The following is a 22900-nucleotide window of genomic DNA, read 5'->3' on the forward strand; positions in this document are numbered from 1 at the left end:
CGATCGTTACCTGTCTCACGGTCGCCATCGAGCCGGTCAAAACGGTGTACGAACGGGTAACGACAGCATGTCGAGGCAGTAACGTTGGGCCCAACCGTAGCGACCGAGCGTGGCATTGTTGCTAACGTCACCGGCGTCGATATGCTAGAGATACTGACTAACGCCGGAACCGGGCCGATTCGGTTCCGGCTGTTACCCTCACACATCACAAGGAGCGTGTCGTGAACCAATCGGCCGGCCTCGTTGAGGCCCTGGGCCTGTCCGTGGGCGATATTGTTCAAGAACTGGGATGGGATGACGATATCGACTTCCAGTTTCGCAACGGTTTGGAAGACGAACTCGGCGAGCCACTGTTGGCCGAAGATGACCGCGAACCGGTCGAGGCCGTTTTGCTGTGGTGGCGATCCGATGAAGGCGACGCTCAAGATCTCGCCGATGCTCTCGTCGATGCCCAAACCAATCTGGCCGAAAACGGCGCCATTTGGTTGTTGGTGCCCAAACCGGCACAAGAACTCCATGTGCCGCCGTCTGATATTGAAGAGGCCTGCCGCTCGACCGCATTACGTCGCACCTCCCAGGCGGGAGTGTCTGACAGCTGGTCAGCCACTCGGCTGGAAGTCGCCTCACCGCTGTGAGCTCGCCCGGTGCCCTGTCGGCACGAGACCAGTACGGCCAGAGGTGGTCCTCTCCGTTCCTGGCACCCGAGAGAACCGAGTGTTCGTTGGCGGGGGTGTGGCTGTATTTTCTTCCCGGCGCGTTTACGCCGGTGTGCTCCCGCGAGTTGACCGCCCTTCCCACACTGGTCACCCAGCTGAGCGAAACCAGGGTGGGACTGCGTGTGGTGGCGGTGGATTCTGTGGCCGTGCTCCGGGTGCTAGCCGACCAGCTCTGGGGCGCGGATGATCCCGCCACGGGGTCGGCGGGTCCCATACCGTTACTATCTGACTTCTGGCCACACGGCGCGATTGCCGAGAGCTTCCAGGCGTTTGATCCCGCTACCGGTAAGCCATTGCGACACAGTGTGCTACTGGATCGCGCTGGTGTCGAACGAGCCCGCGTGACCGGTAGCGCGCTCCAGCCCCGGGAACACACCGAGCACCTGCGGTTGGCTCAAGAGCAATTTGGCGAAACTCCACCGCTGGGTTAGGATAGTCTGCGTTATTCTTCGGGTCTTTAGCTCAGCTGGTAGAGCAACTGGTTTACACCCAGTAGGTCATCGGTTCGATCCCGGTAGGACCCACTCTGTGCTGAATGTGTTAGCCAACCGTCCAGATCGCCACGGTGCGAGGGTGGTTGAGAACTCCGGGCGATGAACCACGTGGTCCAGGTGGTTTTATCGCCTTTTTTGTGTTCTACGTCGTCCATGATCTGAATTACTTGCGGGTATATAATGAATTGTTCCGACATAACGGGAAGTTGTCAGACCGAGACGTGAGATGCCGCGTACTCAGGGAGCGTGCTCAAGGGGGCCGGTGGCCATGGGAAAACTCAACGCTGTACAAAAGTACTTCGGCTACCAGATGCGACGATTGGATGGCCGGTATCTCAGGATCTGGAACGAGGTGATTGACCTCGATCTCACGCCCGTGCAGTTCTCCGTGTTGCTATCGGTGCAACGGCTCTGCGAACTCGACGATCAGCCCGTCGACCAGCACGCTGCTCTGGAGGCAACCGGCGTGGAGCGAGCCCAATCCTCGGAACTGTTTCGTCGCCTGGAAGACACCGGTTGGGTCACCCGGCACCCCGATCCCCACGATGGGCGACGACGGACGATCTCGTTGACCGGCCCAGCCAAGATTGCCACGGAACAACTGAAGACCTCGGTCCAGGTGGTCCAACACCGGCTGTTGGATCCGTTGAATCCCGAAGACGCCACGTGGGTGATCGACCAGTGGCGCATCATTGGACGACTGACCGAGGATGACCTGTCCTGGTCCTACCCCGGAGATATGGTGCGACGGGTCTTAGACCGCCACGCAACCCTGTGGTCTCGTAGCGTGGAGTGGAACCACTACAAACCCGAGGAAATGTGCGTGCTGGTGACGGCCGGTTTGCATCCGGGCATTTCCCAAACTGAGTTGGCACGCCACGTGGGGTTGGACCGATCCACCACCTCGGCAATTGTCACCCGGCTGGTGAAAAATAAGCACGTGGTGCGTCAAGTGGCTGAGCACGATCACCGAGAGCGTGCTGCGGTGATCACTGAGCAAGGTAACGAATTCGCCACGCAGCTATGTGACCGGATCACCAAGACCGGCCGGCGGATGACCCGTGCGTTGAGCAAGCGCGACCGAGAACGGCTCCGCGATTTGCAGTGGCGTGTGGTGGAAACCGAAAACCGAGAACTGTTCACCGCGGATTCACGTGACCGTTAGTCGGAGCTTGACCGAGCGGTTATATTGACGGTGGTGGTGGGTTCGACGCCGAGTGCACCACAGCAATCTTGACCCGTACCAGAGGAGACAACGACCATGCTGGAAATGTTGGAACCGGATTCCCCGCGCCAGAATCTACGTGAATTTATTGACGCCATGCGCGAGGGCGGGTACACGGTCTCGGACGGTCACACCCCCGACCCCGATCTGATTGATCCTTTGGGTAAGGCCGTCGACACCTGGCGCGAAAACTACCCGTATGAGGAACGCCTGACTCGTGAAGAATACGAGCTCGAGAAGTACCGGCTCCAGATCGAATTGCTGAAACTGCAGTACTGGACCCAGGACACCGGGCAACGCCACATTATCGTTTTTGAAGGTCGCGACGCTGCGGGTAAGGGTGGCACGATCAAGCGCTTCACTGAGCACCTCAACCCTCGTGCTGCTCGAGTGGTGGCGCTGAATAAGCCCACCGAAGTTGAATCGGGCCAGTGGTACTTCCAGCGCTACATCAACCACTTTCCCACCGCCGGGGAGATGGTGTTATTTGACCGCTCCTGGTACAACCGCGCCGGTGTGGAGCGCGTGATGGGCTTCTCCACCGACGAGCAATACAAGACCTTCATGAACCAGGTGCCACTGTTCGAGAAAATGCTGGTGGAAGACGGCATCCACCTGACCAAGTTTTGGTTCTCGGTCACGCAGACCGAACAGCGCACGCGGTTTGCGATCCGTCAGCTGGACCCGGTGCGTCGCTGGAAGCTGTCGCCGATGGACTTGGAAGCTTTGGACCGGTGGGAAGACTACACCGAAGCCAAAGAAAAGATGTTCATGCACACCGACACCGACCACGCCCCGTGGATTACCGTCAAATCCAATGACAAAAAACGCGCCCGTCTGAACGCAATGCGCTACTACCTTTCCCAGTTTGACTACGACGACAAAGACTACGATGTCGTCGGTGAACCCGATCCGCTGATCGTTCAGCGTGGCCGGGATGCCGTGGGAGACTAATCGTCGACCAGAATCCTCGCTGCGGCTCCCGCTTCCAGGACGGGACACCACCCGGGCGCTAGACTAAACGGGGACGGTCCCCGCCCCGACCGACGCTTTCGCCTGCCAGGAAAGGATCCTTTCGATGAGTGCGGAACCCACCGAGACAGCCACCGAGTCCTCCCCAGAGCCACGCGCCGATATTGCGGTCACCGGTCTGGCAGTGATGGGTGCCAACCTTGCCCGCAACTTCGCTCGCCACGGCTATGTGGTCGCTGTCCACAACCGATCCGCCGAACGCACCGAGTCGTTGCTCGCCGAGCACGGTGACGAGGGCGAATTTGTGGGGACCGAAACCCTGGCCGAGCTGGTCGCTGAGCTGAAGCGCCCCCGTCGGGTGCTGGTCATGGTCGCTGCCGGTGCGGTGGATGCCGTGATCGCAGAGCTAGCTGAACTCCTGGAGCCCGGGGATGTGGTGATCGACGGTGGCAACTCCCACTACCCGGACACCATCCGTCGCGAACAGGCCCTGGCTGAGCGGGGCCTGCACTTCGTGGGAGTCGGCGTTTCCGGTGGGGAAGACGGCGCACTGAACGGCCCGGCCATCATGCCCGGTGGCCCCCCGGCCTCCTACCAGAGCCTGGGCCCGATGCTCGAAGACATTGCCGCTGACTTCCAGGGCGACCCGTGCTGTGCCTGGATCGGCCCCAATGGGGCCGGCCACTACGTGAAGATGGTGCACAACGGGATCGAATACGCCGATATGCAGGTCATCGGTGAGGCCTATGATTTGATGCGCCAGGTCGCCGGCATCTCACCGGCAGAACAGGCCGAGATTTTCGCCACGTGGAACACCACCCAACTGGAGTCCTACCTGATCGATATCACCGCCCAGGTTCTGGGCCACATCGATGCCACCACTGGCAAGCCCCTGGTGGATGTCATCGTTGACAGTGCGGGACAAAAAGGCACCGGTCGCTGGACCGCGATCTCTGGGCTGGACATTGGCTCCGGAGTCGCCGCGATCGCTGAGTCCGTCTTCGCCCGTACCGTCTCGTCACAGCGTCAGGTACGAGCCCAAGCCCAGCAGCTTCTCTCGGCCGGGGCTGAACCGGTGACCATTGACGACCGGGAGGCTTTCATCGACGATGTGGCCCAGGCACTATATGCCTCCAAGCTGGTGTCTTATGCCCAAGGCATCGACATGCTCACCACCGCGGCAGCCACCTACGACTGGCCATTGGATATTGGCACCATCGCCTCGCTGTGGCGGAATGGTTGCATCATTCGCGCCCGGTTGCTCGACGAGATCATGCAAGCCTATGGCGGACGCGATGTGACCCGGCACCCCGATCCGCAGAATTCCGGAGCCGGGGACTACCCGGCAAACCTGTTGTTCGCCCCGAAGTTCACCGAAGCGATCACCGCAACTCTTCCGGCCTGGCGTCGTGTGGTCGCCACCGGTGTGGCGGCGGGTGTGCCGGTCCCGGTGTTCTCCTCGGCCCTGGCCTGGTACGACCAGATGCGCGCCGAGCGACTGCCAGCGGCACTGACTCAGGGCTTGCGCGACTACTTTGGCGCCCACACCTATCAGCGCGTCGACCGCCACGGGTCCTTCCATACCCTGTGGTCCCAGGACCGTTGCGAGATTGAGCAGTAGCCACACACCGCCTGCACCTTACCGGCGCGCACGGGCCGCCACCGCCGTGTTGTTTCTGACCAACGGGGCCCTGTTCGCCAACCTGTTGCCACGCTACCCGGAGATCAAAGACTCGCTAGGACTCAGCGACGGGGTCTTCGGTATTGCCGTCGCCGCGTTTCCCGCCGGAGCGATCCTGTTCGGACTCCTGGCCGCCCGGCTCGTGCGGGCTTTCGGGTCCGGGCTGATTGCCGCGGTCTTTACCGCACTGGTGGCTGTTGGTCTGCTCGGAGCGAGCTTGGCCCCCAGCCTCTGGGTGCTCATGCTGTGTCTGCTGATTGCCGGTGGCGCTGATGCGGTGGCCGATGTTTCCCAAAATGAGCACGCCTTGCGTGTCCAAGCCGGATACCACCGGTCCATCATCAATTCCTTGCACGCGGTCTGGTCGCTGGGTGGGGTGCTGGGTGGGGTCATGGCAGCCGGGGCAGTGGGGCTCACCCTCCCGCTACCGGTACACCTGAGCCTCTCCGGGGCGATGTTCACGCTGGCGGCTGTTGGGGCCTGGTGGTGGATGCTCCCACGCCAACACACCGGCACTGCACCCGGGCAGGTATCCATCGAGAGTCACCCGACACCGGGGAAACGTTGCCGCCTGCCGATCCGCTGGTCGAGCCTTGGATTCCTGCTGGTGCTGGTCTTGATCGGCAACACCGGGACCATGGTTGAAGACGTCGGGAACTCCTGGGCGGCCCTGTATCTCTCCGAGGAACGTGGCACCAGCCCCATCGTGGCAACTATGGGGTTCACCACGCTGATCACCGGCCAACTGATGGGCCGGTTGGTCGCCGACCCGCTGATTAACCGCTTCGGGCTACGCCCCATCCTCAGCCTGGGTGGTGCATTGATCGGGCTCGGGCTCGGTGTCGCGTTGCTGTTCCCATCGGTCTGGGGCACCATCCTGGGAGTCGGCATCGCCGGATACGGCTCCGCGGCTCTGGTCCCCGGCGCCTACGATCAAGCCCACCGTATCCCGGGCTTACCCGAAGGAACCGGCGTCACCCTCGTGTCCTGGCTGATGCGGATTGGCTTTCTCATCACCCCACCGGTGGTCGGTGCACTCGCCGAGGTCAGCGAGCTACGCTGGGCGCTGCTGGTGGTTCCCGCTGCCGGAGTGCTCACGATGTGGTTAGCCCGGTGGATCCCGGACACGCAGACGGCTGGGGCCCGAGCCTAGGGCAAGGTCCTTAGATCCACAGGGCCGGGTCGACGTACTCTGCCGGGTCGACGGCCGGCTTATTTTCCTGCGGTGATTTCCGAATACGCGCGGTGGCCGGTACACCGGTGGCAATGGCATTATCGGGAGTATCTTTGACGACCACCGCGTTAGCACCCACCGCAGTGCCCGCCCCAATCTCCACCGGGCCGAGGATCTTAGCGCCAGCACCGACGACGACACCGTCATGCAACGTGGGGTGGCGCTTGACCTTCTCCAAGGACTGTCCACCAAGCGTCACACCGTGATACAGCATCACATCGTCACCGATCTCCGTGGTTTCGCCAATCACCACGCCCATGCCGTGGTCGATAAAAAACCGCCGACCAATCGTGGCCCCCGGGTGAATCTCGATACCGGTCAGCGCCCGGTTGATTTGGGACAGCAGGCGAGCAGGAAGTTTGAGGTGCTCGTGTTGCCAGGCTTTATGGGCAAGACGGTGCATCCATATGGCATGGAGCCCCGAATAGGCCAACGCGACTTCAACGGAGCCCCGAGCCGCGGGGTCATGGTCCTTGACCGCCTGGATATCTTCGACAACGCGACGGGTAATACGTGAGAGAAAGCCCACTGAGCTCAGCCTTTCGGTGCGAGTTTCCATCATCTGCTGACCGCGAACGGGGTCAGGCATCTATCAACAACACGTGAGTTTAGTGTCATATTCCACTCTGAAACGTTACGAGACAAAAAAGACCCCCGCCGGTCCTAGGTGACCTGGGCGGGGGCCTGCAGCGCTCTTCCGGGCTTGCTGAGCGCGTACTGGCCTACCCCAGCCAGTTAGCCGCGAATGTCTTCGTACAGCACGGTGGAAATGTAGCGCTCACCGAAGTCGGGGATGATCGCCACGATCAGCTTGCCCTCGTTGTCGGACTTGGCGGCCTCAGCCAGCGCAGCCGAGATGATGGCACCAGCGGAAATACCGCCCAGAATGCCTTCCTGGGTACCGAGGTCGCGGGCAGCCTTGACGGATTCCTCCAACGTGGCGGCGTAGACCTCGTTGTACAGTTCGGTGTCGAGCACCTCGGGGACGAAGTTCGCCCCGATACCCTGGATCTTGTGCGGGCCGGGCTTGCCGCCGGAAAGGATCGGCGAATCTGCTGGCTCGACGGCCACGATCTTCAGCTCCGGCTTCTGCTCGCGCAGATAGCGCCCAGCACCGGTCAAGGTGCCACCGGTACCGATACCGGAGACCAGCACATCAATAGCGCCGTCGGAGTCTTCCCACAGCTCCGGCCCGGTGGTGTCATAGTGTGCCTGCACGTTGGCTTCGTTGGCGAACTGGCGAGCCCAGATGGCGTTATCAGACTCGGCCACGATCTGTTGGGCCTTTTCGACGGCGCCGCGCATCCCATCGGCACCGGGGGTGAGTACGATTTCTGCACCATAGGCGCGCAACATCACCCGACGCTCAGCCGACATGGTTTCGGGCATGGTGAGAATGACACGGTAGCCACGAGCTGCCCCAACCATCGCCAGAGCGATACCGGTGTTCCCGGACGTACCTTCCACAACGATGCCACCCGGGCGAAGCTCGCCGGACTTCTCGGCAGCGTTGATGATCGCGACACCAATACGGTCCTTGACTGAATTAGCTGGGTTGTAGAACTCCACCTTGGCCGCCACATTGCCAGGCAAGTCCTGGTCCAAGCGGTTGAGCTTGACCAAGGGGGTGTGACCAACAGCTTCGGTAATATTATTCAGTAGTGCCATGGGTGTTGCCATCCTTTCTTTCACCGCGGGCAACGGGTTAGTCTTTCCTTACTTAAGCGTAGAAGATCACGTGGGAAGGCATCAGTCGATCAGCCACGAAGCGTAATCTTTGCGGATTCGGGACAGTTTTGGGTTAATGACCACCTGGCAATATCCCATGGCGGGGTGTTTGTGATAAAAGTCCTGGTGCTCATCTTCGGCTGGCCACCAGTGCCCCGCCGGTTCGATGGTGGTCACAATCGGAGCATCCCAGAGCTGCTGGTGTCGGTCGATCGCGTCTGCAAAGTCCTGGCGGTCTTGCGCGGTGCGGGGGAAGACCGCAGAACGATACTGGGGGCCGACATCCCCACCTTGTCTGTTCAGACTCGTCGGATTGTGCGAGGCGAAAAAGATATCGAGAACCACCCCCACATCGATTACCTGAGGGTCAAAGCGGACCTTTACCGCCTCGGCGTGCCCGGTGGTGCCACTGCAGACCTGCCGATAGCTGGGATGGTCTACGTAGCCACCGGTGTAGCCACTTTCCACTGCGGTAATACCCCGGGTCTTGCGATAAATGGCGTCCTGACACCAAAAACAGCCCCCAGCCATGATGAGCTCACGGGTCTGCGGTGTCGCGTTCGTGTCGAAGTTCTGATCCATCACGCCAGGTATAGCGTGCTACGGGGGTGAATTCATTCCCTGACTGCGAGACAATAGAGACATGGCCGATTCCACACTCTCGTCAGCGTCCGATGCGTCCACCCAGCAGCACCGATACCACCGAACTCCCACCTTGCGCGAGGTGATCGAGGTGATGGAAGAACTCTGGCCGTTATCACTGGCCGAACCCTGGGATGCTTCCGGAGTGGTGACCGGCCGAGTTGAACAACCCGTGCGGCGAGTTCATTGGGCCGTTGATCCGGTTCAAGCGGTGGTCGATGAGGCTGTAGAGGCCGGAGCCGATCTGTTGATTACCCATCACCCGCTGTTGCTCAAAGCGGTGCACTCGGTGGCAGCGGACCAATTTAAGGGCAAAGTCGTGCACACTCTGATTGAGGGTGGGTGTGCACTGATTACCGCTCATACCAACGCCGATTCTGCGGTCGGCGGGGTCTCCGATGTGATGGCCGAGATTCTGGGCCTGCAGCATGTGGTGCCACTGGCACCGGCCGAGAAGGGACAATCAGTCAACGGTGAGGGGATGGGTCGAGTTGGGACGTTGCCCCACCCATTGCGCCTGGAAGACTTTGCCGCCCGGGTGTTTTCTGCTCTGCCCGCGGTCGCGCCCGGAGTGCGGGTGGCCGGTGACCGCAACGGCGTGGTCCGCACCGTGGCGGTGACCGGTGGGGCCGGAGACTCGTTATTCGACCAGGTGCGTGCCCACCACGCTGATGTATATGTCACCGCTGATTTGCGCCACCATCCAGCCAGTGAAGCCCGCGAACGGGCAGCACTAGAAGGCGACCGACCCTATCTGGTCGACGTCTCCCATTTCGCCTCCGAATGGCTGTTCTTGCCGGCAGCCGCACAGGCCCTACAGCGCGGGTTGGCCGAGCATGGCTGGACGGTTGACACTGGCGTCTCAGCACTGAACACCGACCCCTGGGACTTTGTGATCACCGCCGGTCGAAACTGATCACACCACAACAGACCCGACGAGAAGACACGAGACCAGAAGCGACGCGGACAGTGTACGGATCGAAAGGAATGGCGCGATGCCAGTGACACGCTACGACCCCGAAACCCAACGACGACTTCTCGACCTGCAGGCCTTCGACACCCAGATTGCCACAGCGAAACAGCGCCTGGCTCAGCTGAAGAAAGACCCTGATTACCAGCAAGGCAAAAACCAGTACGAGAAGTTCACCGATCAACTCCAACACCTCAACCGTCAACGGGAGGACGCTGGTCTCCGCCTGGCTGAAGCACAGTCAACCGAAGCATCCCTTGACCGGCGGGTGAAGACGTTGAGCGGGCAAGCAGAAGAGAACGCGGCGAACTCCCACCAGTTGAATGCGATCTTGGCGCAGAAATCCTCGGTGGAAGCCGATCTGGCGCAGGCGGAAGCGGCCACCGGTGCTGCCCGTGAGGCTGTGGCCGGGGTGGATGCCGAGATCTCCGCCTGCCAACAACAGCGTCAGTATTTGAAGCAAAACCTCGAAGAGCTCGCGGTGCGACTGAAAGACCAGATGGGCCAGATCGCTACCGAGGGCAAACGACTAACGGCAGCACGGGCTGAACTGGTTGGGAGCCTGCCGGAGGAGTTGGTGGCTCACTACCAAGACATTGCCCAGCGTAACGCAGGAATCGGTGTTATGCGGTTAGACGGCAATACCTCGGCCAGTGGCATGACACTGTCGCCGGTAGAACTCGCAGCGATTGACAATACGCCCGCCGACCAGCTGGCCTATGATCCAGAGACCGGCGTCATCCTTATTCGCGACGAGGCGTAGCGACGGAGTAGTCGGAGCTAGTCTTCAGGCAAAATGACCTGCAACGAGCCGCCCCGAGAGGCTTGGGGGCGCACCATTTCCACGTCCCAGCGGTCTTCACCACCGCTACGGCCGGCTTCTTTGACCACGTCGAGCACCTTGTCCAAGGAGCGCGTGGAGCGAGCATCGGCCTCGACTAAGGCTCGGGCAATTCGGCCACGGGTGTACTTTGCCGCGTGGGAGACAGTCTTCGGGGTGCCACCACGCATCTGGAAAACATTGACGGTCAATGTGATGGGGTGCGGGGCTTCCCACATTTTCTGATAACCACCGGATCGACAATCCACGATCGGGCCATCGTGGGTGGCGCGTTGGTCCAGCCACGGTGCCATTTTGGGGCGCCACCACTTAGCGGTCGTGCCCACGGTGTGCAGTTTGGCGGATACAGACATCCGGTAGGCCGGAATTCTATCGGCAATCCCGGTGACGCCGAACAGACCAGAGAAAACCAAAACTTTCTGCCGAGCGCGCCGTTTGGCCGCCGGCGTCAGGGAGGCATAATCGAATGCTTCATAGAGCACTCCGGTATAAATCTGGTGCGCTGGTGCGGCGGGTGCAATATTCAGGTGCTGGTTGGCGGCCACCTCATTGCTGAGTTTTCGGGACACCCCAAGCTCATCGTAGACCGTCGGCAACGAGGAGGCTGTCGCCAGATTTCCCATCATGGTGTGGCGCTCTCCGTTCAGTTGCGGGAACACCAAAGAATCCCAAGAGATCGGGCGACCTTTCTCTGGGTAATTCTTTCCTTCTGAAGGGGGCAAAAGCACTAGCATTAGTCCCACTCTAAACGGCAGAGACCAAACTCCCGGTGACCGACAAGTCGTGGCGATGTAAACAACAGTTGTTCTTATGGCCTGAGGGTGACCGCCGGGAACGCTAGACTAGCTGTCCGGGATGGTCCGGCAAACGGTCGCGGCTCAGCGACGTGAGTCGAGGAAAGTCCGGACACCGTAGGGCAGGATGGTGGGTAACGCCCACTCGGGGTAACCCGCAGGCTAGTGCAACAGAAAGTAAACCGCCCCTGTTGGGTAAGGGTGAAACGGTGGTGTAAGAGACCACCAGCGTTGCTGGTGACAGCAACGGCTTGGTAAACCCCATCCGGTGCAAAACCAAGTAGGGTGCCAACTCGTGGCCCGCGAGACGCACCCGGGTTGGTTGCTAGAGTCCTGCAGCAATGCAGTCTGACCTAGATGGATGACCGTTACCGTGGGCTTGGCAACGAGCCCACGGCACAGGATCCGGCTTATCGCCGGTCCATCCCACTGATCGTCAGCACCGGTGGCCACCTGCCGGTGAATATCTCCCACATCGTTAGGGTCTTAAAGGAGGACGCGGCTGTGCAGGCACCTTATCCTCGGCGTGGAAAGTCGCGGTCTCGCCTCGGCTCTCGGTCCCATCACCACAGAGGACATCGCAGGTCGCCAGGCATCGGGCGTAGCGCGAGCCGCCGGCGGAAGTCTTCCCGGCGCACGACCGGGACCGTCGTGGTGGCCGCCCTGGTGTTGATGGGGCTGCTCGTGGTCTTCGGGCTGTTTCCCGACCAGTCCACATTGACCGAGGTGGATGCCCAAGACCGCACTGCTGAAGAGCTCCTTGATCACCTGGAGACCGGGGACCGTGACTTCTCCGCTGAATATCAGCGCGAATACTTTGGTGATGGCTGGCTGGACCTCGACGGTGATGGGTGTAGTACCCGCAATGAAATTCTGGCCCGTGATCTCCAAAACGTCACCTACCGCAGTGGCACCGATGACTGCGTGGTAGACAGCGGGGTGCTTGAGGACCTGTACACCGGTCAAACCCTGACCTTCCAGCGTGGCGAGGACACCTCCTCGCAGGTACAAATTGATCACGTCGTTGCGCTATCAGACGCCTGGCAAAAAGGCGCCCAAGAACTGTCTGAAGACCAGCGCCACCGGTTTGCTAACGACCCGTTGAACCTTGAAGCCGTCTCCGGTCCGGTAAATACTGCCAAATCTAATAGCGACGCCTCTGAATGGTTGCCTCCGGATCCGGAAAGCCACTGCGAGTATGCCGGCCGACAGATCTCGGTCAAAGCCAAATATGAGCTGTGGGTCACCGCGGAAGAACGACAGGCATTGGAGAATATTCTGCAGACCTGTCCGGACCAGCCTGCCTACGAATCGGCGGTGTGAGCCATTGCTCCGCCGTGTGATGTCCCTGCCCACCGGCTAGTCGTGGTTAGAATGAAAGGACGTTTGGAGCCATCCGTAGCAGCCCGCCCTGCGACAAGGATGTCGTCGGGGCATTGCCTTCGCCAGAGAGGATGAACACCCAGTGGCAGATCACACCGCTGAGATTAAACAGGCCGAAGACAAGTGGGGACAGCGAGAAGAACTGGCAGAGCGGATGATCCCGCTGATCGGCCAGCTCTACCGCGACCACAATGTTGTCACCAACATTCATGGACGCACGCTGGTTCACAAGTCGGTCATCGACGTTATCCGTGCCCACCGTTTTGCCCGGCAGGTCGATGAAGCCGAACTTCCCATTGCTGAAACCTTCCCCCTGCTACAGGCAGCTACTCAGTTGAACCTGGGTGCGGCCAAATTGGACCTCGCCCTGTTGGTGCGTGACTGGCGGTCTTCGGGCGTGAACGACCCCGAAGAGTTCTTGCGCACCGCACTAGCTGACATTGTCGACGGCAACGGTGCCGGGGTGGGGGAAGAAACCGATGTGGTGCTCTACGGTTTCGGCCGGATCGGTCGCCTGCTGGCCCGGATTCTACTCTCCCACGCCGGTGGCGGAACCGGTTTGCGGCTGCGCGCCATTGTGGTGCGTCGCAACACCGATGACGACTTGATCAAACGCGCTTCCCTGTTGCGCCGCGACTCCATTCACGGGCCGTTCAACGGTTCGGTCGTGGTGGATGAGGACTCCAACACCATCACCGCCAATGGCACGCGCATCCAGGTCATCTACGCCTCCGATCCGGCCGAGGTGGACTACACCGCCTACGGCATCTCCGAGGCCATCGTGGTCGATAACACCGGGCGTTGGCGTGACGAAGAAGGCCTGAGCAAGCACTTGGCTGCTCGGGGGAGCGCCAAGGTGATCCTGACCGCACCGGGTAAGGGCGATATTAAAAACATCGTCTACGGTGTGAACCACACTGATATTCGGCCCGAGGACACGATCGTCTCCGCCGCATCGTGCACGACCAACGGCATCACTCCGGTGCTGAAGGTTATCCAGGACGAGTACGGCATTGACCACGGCCACGTCGAAACCGTGCACGCCTATACCAACGACCAGAACCTCACCGATAACTTCCACAAGGGCTCCCGCCGCGGTCGCTCGGCAGGCCTGAATATGGTGCTGACCGAAACCGGCGCGGCGAAAGCAGTGGCCAAGGCTCTGCCCGAGTTGAAGGGCAAATTATCGGGTAATGCCATCCGTGTTCCGGTTCCGGATGTCTCGATGGCTATTTTGAACCTGGAACTCAACAAGCCGACCTCGGTCGATGAGATCAACTCCCGCTTGCGCCAAGAGTCACTGACCGGTGCGATGCGTAGCCAGATTGACTACACCAACTCTCCAGAGGTCGTCTCCACCGACTTTGTGGGCTCCGAGCGTGCCGGCGTAGTTGATGGTCTGTCCACCATCGTCAATAACGGCACCCACTTGGTGCTCTACGTCTGGTACGACAACGAGTTTGGATACTCTTCTCAGGTCATCCGCGTCATTGAGAAGATGGCCGGTGAATCCCTGCCAGTGCTTCCGGCTCGCGACTAGGACCGCCCAACCGAGGCATCAGGACAGCGAACACCACAGCCCCCGAATGCGTCCCAACAGAAGGACGTGGCCGGGGGCTGTGCGTTGGTGGCTAGGAATCTTGCCGACTGTTTGGTGTATCCTCCGCTTCGGCCAGGGCCTCGGCGTCTACCTCGTGGCCGAAAGGATCCTGATCGTTTCCTGGCAACCAGGTGCGACCTTCGGTAGTCCAGCCGTGTTTTTTCAGCTCTTTCTTCCACCTTTTCGACCAGCGCTTATTCAACCGGTTGACATATAGCGTGCCGTTGAGGTGGTCGAATTCATGCTGCATAATGCGGGCAAACCAACCGGTGGCCTCGAAATCGAGCGCATCACCGTTGACGGTAAAACCTTGCAGGCGGACATGATCTGAACGCTGCAAGGGGAATCCCAGCCCGGGGACCGACAGGCAACCCTCGGTATCCTCGGTGCGGTCGGGTTCTTCCTCCGAAATTTTGCCCAGCACAGTCAGCACCGGATTGATCACTTCGCCGTGGGTGGGTGCTACCCCTGCGGTGTCCTCGTAGCCCCAGGTAAAGATTCGTAGCCCGACCCCAACTTGCGGTGCGGCTAAGCCAACGCCATTGGCAACCCGCTGGGTGAGGTGCATGTCCTGAACGAGCGTGACGATCTCCGGGGTGATCTCGGTGACCTCAGTGGCACGACGGTGGAGGACAGGATCACCGTGAATGGTGATAGGACGGATAGTGGCCACGAAAAATTACTCCTTAGCTCTAGAGTGATTTCTAGAGGTCGACGATCTCAAACTCGAGAAGCTCAGCACTTTGGGCGGCCGGTTTGGGACGCTCGCCCTGTTCGGAATCGTCATGGGCATGTGCGGCAGCTGCACCGTGGTCGCGCCAGTGTTCAAAGTCCTGACGGGAAGCCCATTGGGTGAAGACAAAATAACGGTCTTCGCCGGCAGTAGGGCGTAACAATTTGAAGCCTTCAAAACCGGGTGCTTGGTCGACAGCATGTTTGCGAGCAGCAAAACGCTGTTCGAGAGTTGCGCGAGCTTCGTCAGGTACGGTCAGCGCATTGATCACAACAATAGACATCGGGTAGTCAGCCTTTCGTGATATTTCCTACGGGGAGGTTGATGACTCGTCAAGACTCCAGCTCGTACCGCAGATCTCGTCGAGGGTGGCCGCGGCCTGCTGAATATCTGGGTTCGATAAATCGACATCCGGGACGGCATCGGGTGATTCACCGGCCATGGTCGAGACCTGTTGGGTAAATGCTGGCGCATACACGCGCATCGCCTCAGCGAGTCGATCATCGCTGGTCTTATCGGTGGCTTGGTTCCATTCCTCGGTCATCTGGTCACTGACGGTGGTGTTATCGGAGATGGCATCACCGTGGGTCTGGGACTGGACAGACTGAAACTCCAGCACCTTAGAACAGGTCTCATCGGTGGAGTCAGACCAACAACTACTCAAGGTGAGCCCAGCGATCACCGCGAGCACGCAACCGATCACACGGTGGGATACCAACGAGGCGACACGTTGAGTGCTCGATGCCATGACTGCTCCTGAGGTCACGAAAACAGCGCCACTGATCAGGGCTGTGCTGAGATTCGAGTCTAGTCTACTCCTGACCCAGACCGGTCTAATGGTGGGGCTTGGCGCCCCGATGACTCGGCAAGACCGGGTAGCCGGGGATGAAAAAAGTCCCGTGAACTCTCGAACGGAAAAGTTCACGGGACGATATTTCCGGGTGAGTAACGGGGCTCGAACCCGCGACCTTCTGGACCACAACCAGACGCTCTACCAGCTGAGCTATACCCACCATAAGGTCCTGCCCACCAGCGCATGATGTGTCATAGTCTGCTGGGCAACGCCTAGTAACTATACCCTGTTTTCTCGTTGACACCCAATCGGGAACAACATGCGGTAAAGAGGGCGTTAACGGGCGTAGTCAGCGGTCTGATAGAGCTCCAACTCACCGGCAATTTTTTGGGCTTGCGCTGCGGTGGGGCCGGGGGAGGGGACCATGATCGTATCTCGGTAATAGCGCAACTCATTAATGGAGTCGACGATATCTCCCAGGGCACGGTGGTTGCCCGATTTTTCCGGGGCATTCTCATAGGCATCAACAAACCAGCGTTTGGCCAGTTCTTTGATCGAGGAGACATCGACGATCCGGTAATGCAGGTGGTCGGTGACCGCAGGCATTTCTTTGGTCAAAAACAATTTGTCCTGGCCCACGGTATTGCCGGCCAGTAGCGCGGTGCGCGGGGTGGGGCAGTGGGTGGTGATGTAGTCCATGACCACAGCGGAGGCGTCCTGCAGGTTCATGCCCTGTTCCCACTCGTTGATCAAACCGGTGGAGGTGTGCATCTGGGTGACAAAATCATTCATCTGAGTCACCGCTGCGTCTGAGGGCTTAATCACGACATCGACCCCGTCGCCCAGAATATTCAGTTCCGAGTCCGTGACTAGTACCGCAACTTCCACCAGTGTGTCCACATCCGGGTCTAACCCGGTCATTTCACAATCGATCCACACCAGATTGCGGTTGGCATTCTCCACGGGGGTCTTCTCGGACATTCGTGTCTCCCTGACAAATTGATTTCACATGCTTCCACCGCCAGGAACAACAGTCCGGCAGTGTTGGTGTCTTCCACCGTACTCTCCGCTAACGATGATAGATTATGCACCGAATTAGCACGATGACACCCGATGAACAGCTGTGGGTGCGGCCGTTGCCCACTCCACCGGCCGGGTACCCCGGTTGCCATCAAAAGGACGAACATGACCACCACTGAGGTATCCACCGCCTCGGAGCAACCCCGCCGGGCGCTCTCACCCTCGCTGGTGATCGCGGCAGTGGTTGGTGTCGTGGGGTCGGCGATGGTGATGCTCGGGTCCTATGCAGTCGGCTGGCTGGCAGCGGCCTCACCGTTAAATCAGTGGCAGGTGCTCACCCCGTTGCGCGCGACCAATCACGGCGTGGCGATCGGAACGTTGCTCCTTACGCTGGGATGTTGGGTGATGTTCTGGGCCTGGTTGCGACTAGGGATTGTGCTGCGTCGGCGCGTCTCGTCTCAGCAAGGGTTCTACCGGTTTCCCGCCGGCTCCCTGGCCCCGGTGACCATCATTACCACCCTGTGGATCCTGCCACAGCTACTCTGTCTGCCCATCTTCTCCCGCGATATCTTCGCGTATGTAAATCAAGGACGGCTGGTGCTCTCCGGGGGAGACCCCTATGAAGAGGGCATTTCCAACCTGTCGAACTGGTTCCAACTGGGCACTGACACCACCTGGGCTGAAGACGCCACACCCTATGGTCCCATCTTCTTATGGATTGCCGCCGGCATCATGGCCCTCAGCGGTGTGGACAGCCCCGATCTGGCAATCCTGCTCTTCCGCGTGGTTGCTGTCGCCGGCGTGGCCTTGATCATGTACTACGTGCCCACATTGGCAGCCCACTATGGTGTGGACCCGGCTCGGGCCCAGTGGATCTCAGCAGCCAATCCGCTCTTTATTATTTCTTTCGTCTCCTCGGCTCATAATGACGCGTTGATGGTGGGCTTCGCGGTCGCTGGGATCTACTACGCGGTGCGCGGGCGCGGACTGATCGCGGTGCTGCTGGTGGTCGCCTCGATCGGCATTAAGCCCATCACGGTGGTGTTGCTACCCTTTATTGGCCTGTGGTGGGCCGGACGCAATCCGGGGTGGGTGCGCAAATTCGGCTACTGGGCCCTGACCTTGGCGATCGCTCTCGCCGTGCTGGTGGCTGTTGGACTCATCAACGGCTACGGTTTCGGCTGGGTATCGGTGATGGCCGAGACCGGCACGGGCTCGGTCCCGTGGTCGCCGATTGGTTTCACCTACGATATGATCCGCACTCCCCTCAACGCCCTGGGTATCCCCAGCGACTGGGTGCTGGACGTGCTGAAACTCATCGGTCGCATTGCCTCGGTCATCATCGTGCTGATTCTGATGTTCACCGGCCGACAATCCCAGCTGTTGCAACGGACCACCTGGGCGTTTGCCACTATCGTGTTGCTTTCACCGATCGTCCAGCCCTGGTACGTGTTGTGGTTGTTGCCCCTGTTCGTGGTGGTGGGCATCAAAGGCAACTGGCAACTGAAGCTGGTCATCGTGATCGTCGCCTTCTTCCTTGCCTTCGGTGCCGCTGACCAGCTGTTCATTTGGCAATTCCTCACCGTCGGGGAATTCATGCCCCACCTATCTACCGCGGTGTCCTGGATCTGCATCATCTGGATTCTGCTACTGGACCCGCTGACCTCCCGCATGATGAAAGAAGACTGGCACGTGCGTGACGGGTTGAAAAACACCTGGCGTCGCCTGCGGACCCTACGCGCCAGCGACCTGGCGTTCTGGCGGATCACCCGCACCCCGGACAGGCCACCGATTTCGCGCGAACCTGATCGGAGTGGTGCTGATCAATGACTCTGGGCATCTGGTTCCACCGTCGGTTGTTGAGTTTGGCCCATCCTGAACCACGCCGTCACCTGCTGACCGGGCTGATCGCTTCCCTGGCCATCATGGTCTCCTCCTGGGGCGTGGGGTGGCTCCCCAGCTCCCAATTCTCCTGGTTCGCCCACTCCACGGTGCTCAACCCCCTGCGTGTGGAAACCGCCGGGGTGCTCACCTGCGCCATCGTGCTGGTCACCGCCTCACTGTTACTGGTTCGCTGTTGGTTACGCCTTGGGCAAGATTTGCGATTGCCGCACACCCGCTACCGCGGGATAAACCCCGAGCCTGAACCTGGGGCGCCCGCCCGACTGGAACACGCCCGCTATCGGGTGCTGACCCGAGCCATGGTGCTCTGGACGCTTCCGCTGATCTTCACCTTCCCGATCTTCTCCCGTGACGTTTACTCCTATATTGCCCAAGGGCAGGTGTTGCACTCCGGGTGGAGCCCCTATGAGACCGGGGTATCCACGCTACCCGGGTGGTTTAGTCAAGGCGCCGACTCCATTTGGGCCGAATCCCCCTCACCGTATGGGCCCCTGTTTCTGCTACTGGCACAAGGCATCACCTTTGTCTCCGGCCAGGTCCCGGAAATCGCGGTCCTGCTGTTCCGCGTGGTCTCGATCGCCGGGCTGTTTCTGTGCTGGTACACCGTGATTGAGCTGTCTCGCCGATTCGGCGCCCGCCCCGACTGGGCGTTGTGGGTCAGCGTACTCAACCCACTGGTCAGTCTCTACTTGGTGGCTGGAGTCCACAACGACTCGTTGATGCTGGGGCTGCTGTTGGCCGGGTTCCTGCTGTTAGGCAGTTACCGGCCCACGACCGGCTGGTGGCTGCGCACCGTGGTGGGGCTGGTACTGATCGCCTGTTCGATTGGCATCAAACCTCTGACAATTCTGGCCGTGCCCTTCGCCGGGATGGTGCTCTGTCGACCCGACCCACATGACCAGCGCGAGGTCAGCTATCGGCAACGGATACTCGCCTGGGGACTCTGCGCGGTCGTGGTCGGTGCGGTGATGACCGTCTTCGGCTGGATCTCCGGGCTGTGGTTTGGCTGGATCCCGGCCATGACCACCGCTGGTGACGCTGCCTTCCCCTATGCGCCCTTCGGGTTGCTCGGCCTGAGTATCGGCTGGATCACCGACGCGCTGGCCCAGACCGGCATCCGCCCGGTCGCCGACGTGGTCTACACGCTGGGTACCGTGATCTCTGCTGTGGTGGTGGCCTACCTGGCGCTGAAGCGCTCGGTGACCCACCCGGTGATTTCCACCGGTATCGCGCTGATCGTCTCCATTCTGCTGGCGCCGATCATCCAGCCCTGGTACCTGGTGTGGGTGCTGCCGCTATTCGCCGTGGTCCGGCTGTGGCATCCGCGCTGGTCCTGGATGCTGTACCTACTCATCATGGTGCTGGTGGTCATCGGCGTGGTCGATCAGGTGTCGGTGGCCGAATGGATTCCCATCCTGCTGGTGCGGGTGATCACCGGCGTCATCGGTGTCATCGGGATGGCGGGGTTGCTATTCTGGGATCCGGCCACCTCACAAGCCTTCCCGCCGCAACGCGACCGAGATGCCACCACGCTACGACACCTGGAGAAAGACTAACCCCTTATGCCTGCACCCACTGACTCCACCACACGCACCCCGGAACGCCGCCCGGTGCCCCGGTCGGCAGTCACCCCCCGACTGCTCGTGGTGCTGGTGCTGGTCACCCTGGTAGCGGCTGTGTTGGCGTTGCTGTCCAAACAATGGTGTCGTGTCAACGGCTGGGGGACCCCGGATGCGCACATCCACATGTGTTACTCGGACTTCGCGCAACTGTTTCCCACCCGCGGGCTGGCCGAAGCTTGGTTCCCGTTCTACACGCCACTACCCGAAGACCAGTGGCTGGAATACCCGGCCCTGCTGGCGGTCATCGCCGGTCTCACCGCCTGGATGGTGCCCGGTGAGGGCGCAACGCTGGAACGCACCGTGGCCTACTTCGACATCAACGCCGCCCTGATCACGGTGTGCTGGATCATCACCGTGATTGCCACCGCCTACACCGCCCGCAACCGTCCCAAAGACGCACTGTTGGTAGCTCTTGCTCCTGCGATGATCCTGACCGCGTTCATTAACTGGGATCTGTGGGCGGTGATGCTCGGCTCGCTGGCGCTGTGGGCCTTTGCCCGGAACCAGAACGTACTCGCCGGGGTGCTGATTGGGCTGGGTACGGCCATGAAGCTCTACCCGTTATTCTTCTTGGGCGCGATCCTGGTGCTGGCGATCCGTACCGGCAAACTCGGAGTGTTCGCCAAAGTCATCTTCCCGGCAGCGATCACCTGGTTGGCGGTCAACATCCCGTTTATGCTCACAGCCTTCGACCAGTGGTCGCGGTTCTACACCTTCTCCTCCGATCGTGAAGTGTCCTTCTCCTCGATGTGGTTGGCCCTGGACTTCACGGGCTGGTCCGGTGAGACGTTCTCGCTGATCTCCAACGGCCTATTCGCCCTGTGTTGCGTGGGAATCCTAGTCTTGGGCTTGCGTGCCCCGGTCCGGCCCCGCATGGCTCAGTTGTGCCTGTTGATCGTGGCTGCCTTTATTCTGCTCGGAAAGGTCTACTCTCCGCAGTTCGTCACCTGGTTGATCCCGCTGGTGGTGCTCGCTCGGCCCAAACAGTCCCAGTTTTGGATCTGGCAGGCCGCGGAGGTGTATCACTTCGGCGGAGTGTGGATGGAATCGGCCCGGATCACCTCCGGTGGCGAGTTCGGTGACTGGTGGGTCACCGCCTGGTACGCCACCGGCATCATCGCCCACATGGTAACCCTGATCTGGATCTGTTTGTCAGTCATCGGCGATATCCTGCGTCCGCAACGCGATGAACTGCGCGGTGACGGTAGCCAGAATTCACCGCTTGATCCAGGTGGGGGAGACTTCAACGCTGCGGCCGATCGGTGGGTGCTCAGCCCCGCTCGTCGAAACGGGAGCGTCGATAGGTCGCAGGCCACGTCACCCGCAACAAGGTGATCCGTCCATCAGATTCTCGTTGCACCCGGTCACTGAGCAGTGCATCGTCGAGGCCACGACGCAGTCTGGCCTGTAGCCGCGGACTGTTGTCGGGGGCGGCATCGGGGCCACGCAGTCGGCGGAGGGTAGCCTCGATGAGCTGATCGACGGGCATCCCGCCAGCCTCGGTCTCTTCGGCCAGCGTCGCCCAGTGGGCATTGGCAATTTCTCGGATCGGCGCCTGGACCAAGGGCAGATAATCGGGGTGGTGATCGTTGGGAAAAGTGCGGTGACAAATCCACTCGTCGGGATCCACCCAGGCCGGCCACAAGGCCCCATTGTGGTCCTCCACCAGGAGACCGGTGGCCAGCTGGGTGTCAAGAGCATCGTCGGTGTCCCTGGGAACATGGGGTCTGACGACTGCTGAGTCGGCGACGGCCATAATGTCGTGTACGCTCTCGCGCAACACGGGCCAGTGGCGTGTGATTGCCTCATGCACGAGTTTTCCATAACGAGTCACCGAGAACGGACCGGGAGGGTCGATCAGGGCCGGTTGATTCCACCGAGAATCCAGTACCCGTTGGGCCTCGGCCGCGTAGCGAGCCGCCGCGGCGAGGTCGGTGGAATCAGGCGCGGGACCACCCCAGCCGAACAACCGCACCCCTCGATCGGCATGATCGTAGGCCACTTCAAGATCAGTAACCATCTCATCGAGCTGAGTCAGTTGGTCCTCTCGAGGTGGATACATCGACGAATAGGGCTTGAGACGGCGAGAAAATTCGGTCCGGGCGCGATGATATTGACTCCGAAACGCCTGCACATGCGGGTTGGAATCCACTAGCCAGCCTGCGTTCTCCGGTTCGGTTGTCAAATGATGGATCTGGGAGGCTGATCGAGCTTCAAGGGCCGTGAAACGATCCGTGATCCTTTGCAACTTGTCGGCGCGCTCACGGCGTTCGGCCTCCTGCTGGTTCTGCTCTTTGCGTGCGGCGATGCGATCTTGCTTTTCCTGCAGTTGCCTTTGATCGCTTGCCGCTAGGGACGAGAACACGAAAAAGCCAACCACCAGCAACACAATAATGCCGACCACTATGTACCAGTATTCAATGGCCAGGCCCAGAACGACCAGCAGGAGAATCACTCCCAAACACCCCAGCCCGCCACCTTGTTGTTGGCTCACCGCAACTCGCTTTCACTCATGGAATAGCTGAAGTCCAGCATCCCGCGCGACTTATC

General features: G+C 60.4%; 22 protein-coding genes, 2 tRNA genes and 1 other RNA gene. 15 read left to right on the top strand and 10 right to left on the bottom strand.

Annotated elements, in window-relative coordinates:
- Nucleotides 1-221: 221 nt before the first annotated feature.
- From DCC25_RS01575 to DCC25_RS01605, 7 genes are all read left to right on the top strand, one after another.
- On the top strand, nucleotides 222-635 hold the full coding sequence (locus DCC25_RS01575; protein ID WP_110099498.1) for a DUF3052 domain-containing protein: 414 nt from the start codon (nucleotides 222-224) through the stop codon (nucleotides 633-635).
- 95 nt (nucleotides 636-730) lie between these two features.
- Complete coding sequence (locus tag DCC25_RS01580; RefSeq protein WP_233487821.1) at nucleotides 731-1147, top strand: redoxin domain-containing protein; 417 nt, start codon at nucleotides 731-733, stop codon at nucleotides 1145-1147.
- A gap of 20 nt (nucleotides 1148-1167) precedes the next feature.
- Nucleotides 1168-1240 (top strand) — tRNA-Val (locus tag DCC25_RS01585).
- A gap of 238 nt (nucleotides 1241-1478) precedes the next feature.
- Nucleotides 1479-2375 carry a MarR family winged helix-turn-helix transcriptional regulator gene (locus DCC25_RS01590; RefSeq protein ID WP_166769827.1) on the top strand — a complete coding sequence of 299 codons (897 nt, stop codon included), beginning with the start codon at nucleotides 1479-1481 and terminating at the stop codon, nucleotides 2373-2375.
- A gap of 96 nt (nucleotides 2376-2471) precedes the next feature.
- The gene (gene ppk2 / locus DCC25_RS01595; RefSeq protein WP_183145565.1) at nucleotides 2472-3389 is read left to right on the top strand and encodes a polyphosphate kinase 2; all 918 of its coding nucleotides are present in this window, start codon (nucleotides 2472-2474) and stop codon (nucleotides 3387-3389) included.
- 124 nt (nucleotides 3390-3513) lie between these two features.
- Nucleotides 3514-5028 carry an NADP-dependent phosphogluconate dehydrogenase gene (gene gndA, locus DCC25_RS01600; RefSeq protein WP_110100365.1) on the top strand — a complete coding sequence of 505 codons (1515 nt, stop codon included), beginning with the start codon at nucleotides 3514-3516 and terminating at the stop codon, nucleotides 5026-5028.
- The gene (locus DCC25_RS01605) at nucleotides 5018-6241 is read left to right on the top strand and encodes an MFS transporter (protein WP_110100366.1); all 1224 of its coding nucleotides are present in this window, start codon (nucleotides 5018-5020) and stop codon (nucleotides 6239-6241) included. Before gndA ends, DCC25_RS01605 begins: the two co-directional genes overlap by 11 nt.
- A gap of 10 nt (nucleotides 6242-6251) precedes the next feature.
- On the opposite strand, the gene epsC is transcribed toward DCC25_RS01605, so the two are convergent.
- From epsC to msrA, 3 genes are all read right to left on the bottom strand, one after another.
- Nucleotides 6252-6881 (bottom strand): serine O-acetyltransferase EpsC, encoded by a 630-nt coding sequence (gene epsC, locus DCC25_RS01610; protein WP_110099528.1) that lies wholly within the window; start codon nucleotides 6879-6881, stop codon nucleotides 6252-6254.
- A gap of 176 nt (nucleotides 6882-7057) precedes the next feature.
- On the bottom strand, nucleotides 7058-7990 hold the full coding sequence (gene cysK, locus DCC25_RS01615; RefSeq protein WP_110099503.1) for a cysteine synthase A: 933 nt from the start codon (nucleotides 7988-7990) through the stop codon (nucleotides 7058-7060).
- 81 nt (nucleotides 7991-8071) lie between these two features.
- The gene (msrA, locus tag DCC25_RS01620; protein WP_110099504.1) at nucleotides 8072-8632 is read right to left on the bottom strand and encodes a peptide-methionine (S)-S-oxide reductase MsrA; all 561 of its coding nucleotides are present in this window, start codon (nucleotides 8630-8632) and stop codon (nucleotides 8072-8074) included.
- Between the two features lie 61 nt (nucleotides 8633-8693).
- Between msrA and DCC25_RS01625 the strand changes: the two genes are divergently transcribed.
- Nucleotides 8694-9608: a Nif3-like dinuclear metal center hexameric protein gene (locus DCC25_RS01625; RefSeq protein WP_110099505.1), complete on the top strand. Its 915-nt coding sequence runs from the start codon at nucleotides 8694-8696 to the stop codon at nucleotides 9606-9608.
- 79 nt (nucleotides 9609-9687) lie between these two features.
- On the top strand, nucleotides 9688-10425 hold the full coding sequence (locus DCC25_RS01630; protein ID WP_110100367.1) for a zinc ribbon domain-containing protein: 738 nt from the start codon (nucleotides 9688-9690) through the stop codon (nucleotides 10423-10425).
- A gap of 17 nt (nucleotides 10426-10442) precedes the next feature.
- On the opposite strand, the gene DCC25_RS01635 is transcribed toward DCC25_RS01630, so the two are convergent.
- On the bottom strand, nucleotides 10443-11237 hold the full coding sequence (locus DCC25_RS01635) for a YaaA family protein (protein WP_110100368.1): 795 nt from the start codon (nucleotides 11235-11237) through the stop codon (nucleotides 10443-10445).
- Between the two features lie 121 nt (nucleotides 11238-11358).
- Between DCC25_RS01635 and rnpB the strand changes: the two genes are divergently transcribed.
- The 3 genes from rnpB (at nucleotide 11359) to DCC25_RS01650 (ending at nucleotide 14220) form a co-directional block, all read left to right on the top strand.
- Nucleotides 11359-11726, top strand: an RNA gene (gene rnpB / locus DCC25_RS01640) — RNase P RNA component class A.
- Nucleotides 11727-11951: 225 nt separating this feature from the next.
- Nucleotides 11952-12620 carry an HNH endonuclease family protein gene (locus DCC25_RS01645; RefSeq protein ID WP_233487823.1) on the top strand — a complete coding sequence of 223 codons (669 nt, stop codon included), beginning with the start codon at nucleotides 11952-11954 and terminating at the stop codon, nucleotides 12618-12620.
- A gap of 214 nt (nucleotides 12621-12834) precedes the next feature.
- Nucleotides 12835-14220 (top strand): glyceraldehyde-3-phosphate dehydrogenase, encoded by a 1386-nt coding sequence (locus DCC25_RS01650; RefSeq protein ID WP_233487836.1) that lies wholly within the window; start codon nucleotides 12835-12837, stop codon nucleotides 14218-14220.
- A gap of 91 nt (nucleotides 14221-14311) precedes the next feature.
- Here the strand turns inward: DCC25_RS01650 and def are convergent, their stop codons facing one another.
- The 5 genes from def to orn form a co-directional block, all read right to left on the bottom strand.
- Nucleotides 14312-14953: a peptide deformylase gene (def, locus tag DCC25_RS01655; RefSeq protein WP_110099508.1), complete on the bottom strand. Its 642-nt coding sequence runs from the start codon at nucleotides 14951-14953 to the stop codon at nucleotides 14312-14314.
- A 31-nt stretch (nucleotides 14954-14984) separates the two neighbouring features.
- Nucleotides 14985-15296 (bottom strand): antibiotic biosynthesis monooxygenase, encoded by a 312-nt coding sequence (locus tag DCC25_RS01660; protein WP_110099509.1) that lies wholly within the window; start codon nucleotides 15294-15296, stop codon nucleotides 14985-14987.
- Between the two features lie 27 nt (nucleotides 15297-15323).
- Nucleotides 15324-15761 (bottom strand): hypothetical protein, encoded by a 438-nt coding sequence (locus DCC25_RS01665; protein WP_110099510.1) that lies wholly within the window; start codon nucleotides 15759-15761, stop codon nucleotides 15324-15326.
- A gap of 192 nt (nucleotides 15762-15953) precedes the next feature.
- Nucleotides 15954-16026, bottom strand: a tRNA-His gene (locus DCC25_RS01670).
- Between the two features lie 116 nt (nucleotides 16027-16142).
- Nucleotides 16143-16787 carry an oligoribonuclease gene (gene orn, locus DCC25_RS01675; RefSeq protein WP_110099511.1) on the bottom strand — a complete coding sequence of 215 codons (645 nt, stop codon included), beginning with the start codon at nucleotides 16785-16787 and terminating at the stop codon, nucleotides 16143-16145.
- Between the two features lie 204 nt (nucleotides 16788-16991).
- On the opposite strand from orn, the gene mptB (DCC25_RS01680) reads away from it, so the two are divergent.
- The 3 genes from mptB (DCC25_RS01680) to DCC25_RS01690 are packed head-to-tail and all read left to right on the top strand — an operon-like array spanning nucleotide 16992 to nucleotide 21685.
- Entirely contained in the window at nucleotides 16992-18656 is a 1665-nt protein-coding gene (gene mptB / locus DCC25_RS01680; RefSeq protein ID WP_110099512.1) for a polyprenol phosphomannose-dependent alpha 1,6 mannosyltransferase MptB, read from the top strand.
- Nucleotides 18653-20284 (top strand): polyprenol phosphomannose-dependent alpha 1,6 mannosyltransferase MptB, encoded by a 1632-nt coding sequence (mptB, locus tag DCC25_RS01685; protein ID WP_110100369.1) that lies wholly within the window; start codon nucleotides 18653-18655, stop codon nucleotides 20282-20284. Before mptB (DCC25_RS01680) ends, mptB (DCC25_RS01685) begins: the two co-directional genes overlap by 4 nt.
- A gap of 6 nt (nucleotides 20285-20290) precedes the next feature.
- The gene (locus DCC25_RS01690; protein WP_110100370.1) at nucleotides 20291-21685 is read left to right on the top strand and encodes a glycosyltransferase family 87 protein; all 1395 of its coding nucleotides are present in this window, start codon (nucleotides 20291-20293) and stop codon (nucleotides 21683-21685) included.
- Here DCC25_RS01690 and DCC25_RS01695 read toward each other — a convergent pair.
- The gene (locus DCC25_RS01695; protein ID WP_110100371.1) at nucleotides 21621-22844 is read right to left on the bottom strand and encodes a hypothetical protein; all 1224 of its coding nucleotides are present in this window, start codon (nucleotides 22842-22844) and stop codon (nucleotides 21621-21623) included. The genes DCC25_RS01690 and DCC25_RS01695 overlap by 65 nt on opposite strands.
- Nucleotides 22845-22900: the final 56 nt, after the last annotated feature.

The sequence above is a fragment of the Auritidibacter sp. NML120636 genome (genome assembly GCF_003185945.1).
Classification (GTDB): domain Bacteria; phylum Actinomycetota; class Actinomycetes; order Actinomycetales; family Micrococcaceae; genus Auritidibacter; species Auritidibacter ignavus.

What these genes read in the sequence shown, in the direction of transcription:
- DCC25_RS01660 (WP_110099509.1), bottom strand. Translation starts at nt 15,296, where the DNA reads ATGTCTATTGTTGTGATCAATGCGCTGACCGTACCTGACGAAGCTCGC.
- mptB (WP_110099512.1), top strand. Translation starts at nt 16,992, where the DNA reads ATGACCACCACTGAGGTATCCACCGCCTCGGAGCAACCCCGCCGGGCG.
- DCC25_RS01635 (WP_110100368.1), bottom strand. Translation starts at nt 11,237, where the DNA reads ATGCTAGTGCTTTTGCCCCCTTCAGAAGGAAAGAATTACCCAGAGAAA.
- ppk2 (WP_183145565.1), top strand. Translation starts at nt 2,472, where the DNA reads ATGCTGGAAATGTTGGAACCGGATTCCCCGCGCCAGAATCTACGTGAA.
- gndA (WP_110100365.1), top strand. Translation starts at nt 3,514, where the DNA reads ATGAGTGCGGAACCCACCGAGACAGCCACCGAGTCCTCCCCAGAGCCA.
- DCC25_RS01625 (WP_110099505.1), top strand. Translation starts at nt 8,694, where the DNA reads ATGGCCGATTCCACACTCTCGTCAGCGTCCGATGCGTCCACCCAGCAG.
- epsC (WP_110099528.1), bottom strand. Translation starts at nt 6,881, where the DNA reads ATGGAAACTCGCACCGAAAGGCTGAGCTCAGTGGGCTTTCTCTCACGT.
- orn (WP_110099511.1), bottom strand. Translation starts at nt 16,787, where the DNA reads ATGTCCGAGAAGACCCCCGTGGAGAATGCCAACCGCAATCTGGTGTGG.
- DCC25_RS01650 (WP_233487836.1), top strand. Translation starts at nt 12,835, where the DNA reads ATGATCCCGCTGATCGGCCAGCTCTACCGCGACCACAATGTTGTCACC.
- DCC25_RS01590 (WP_166769827.1), top strand. Translation starts at nt 1,479, where the DNA reads ATGGGAAAACTCAACGCTGTACAAAAGTACTTCGGCTACCAGATGCGA.
- cysK (WP_110099503.1), bottom strand. Translation starts at nt 7,990, where the DNA reads ATGGCACTACTGAATAATATTACCGAAGCTGTTGGTCACACCCCCTTG.
- mptB (WP_110100369.1), top strand. Translation starts at nt 18,653, where the DNA reads ATGACTCTGGGCATCTGGTTCCACCGTCGGTTGTTGAGTTTGGCCCAT.
- DCC25_RS01690 (WP_110100370.1), top strand. Translation starts at nt 20,291, where the DNA reads ATGCCTGCACCCACTGACTCCACCACACGCACCCCGGAACGCCGCCCG.
- msrA (WP_110099504.1), bottom strand. Translation starts at nt 8,632, where the DNA reads ATGGATCAGAACTTCGACACGAACGCGACACCGCAGACCCGTGAGCTC.
- DCC25_RS01665 (WP_110099510.1), bottom strand. Translation starts at nt 15,761, where the DNA reads ATGGCATCGAGCACTCAACGTGTCGCCTCGTTGGTATCCCACCGTGTG.
- DCC25_RS01630 (WP_110100367.1), top strand. Translation starts at nt 9,688, where the DNA reads ATGCCAGTGACACGCTACGACCCCGAAACCCAACGACGACTTCTCGAC.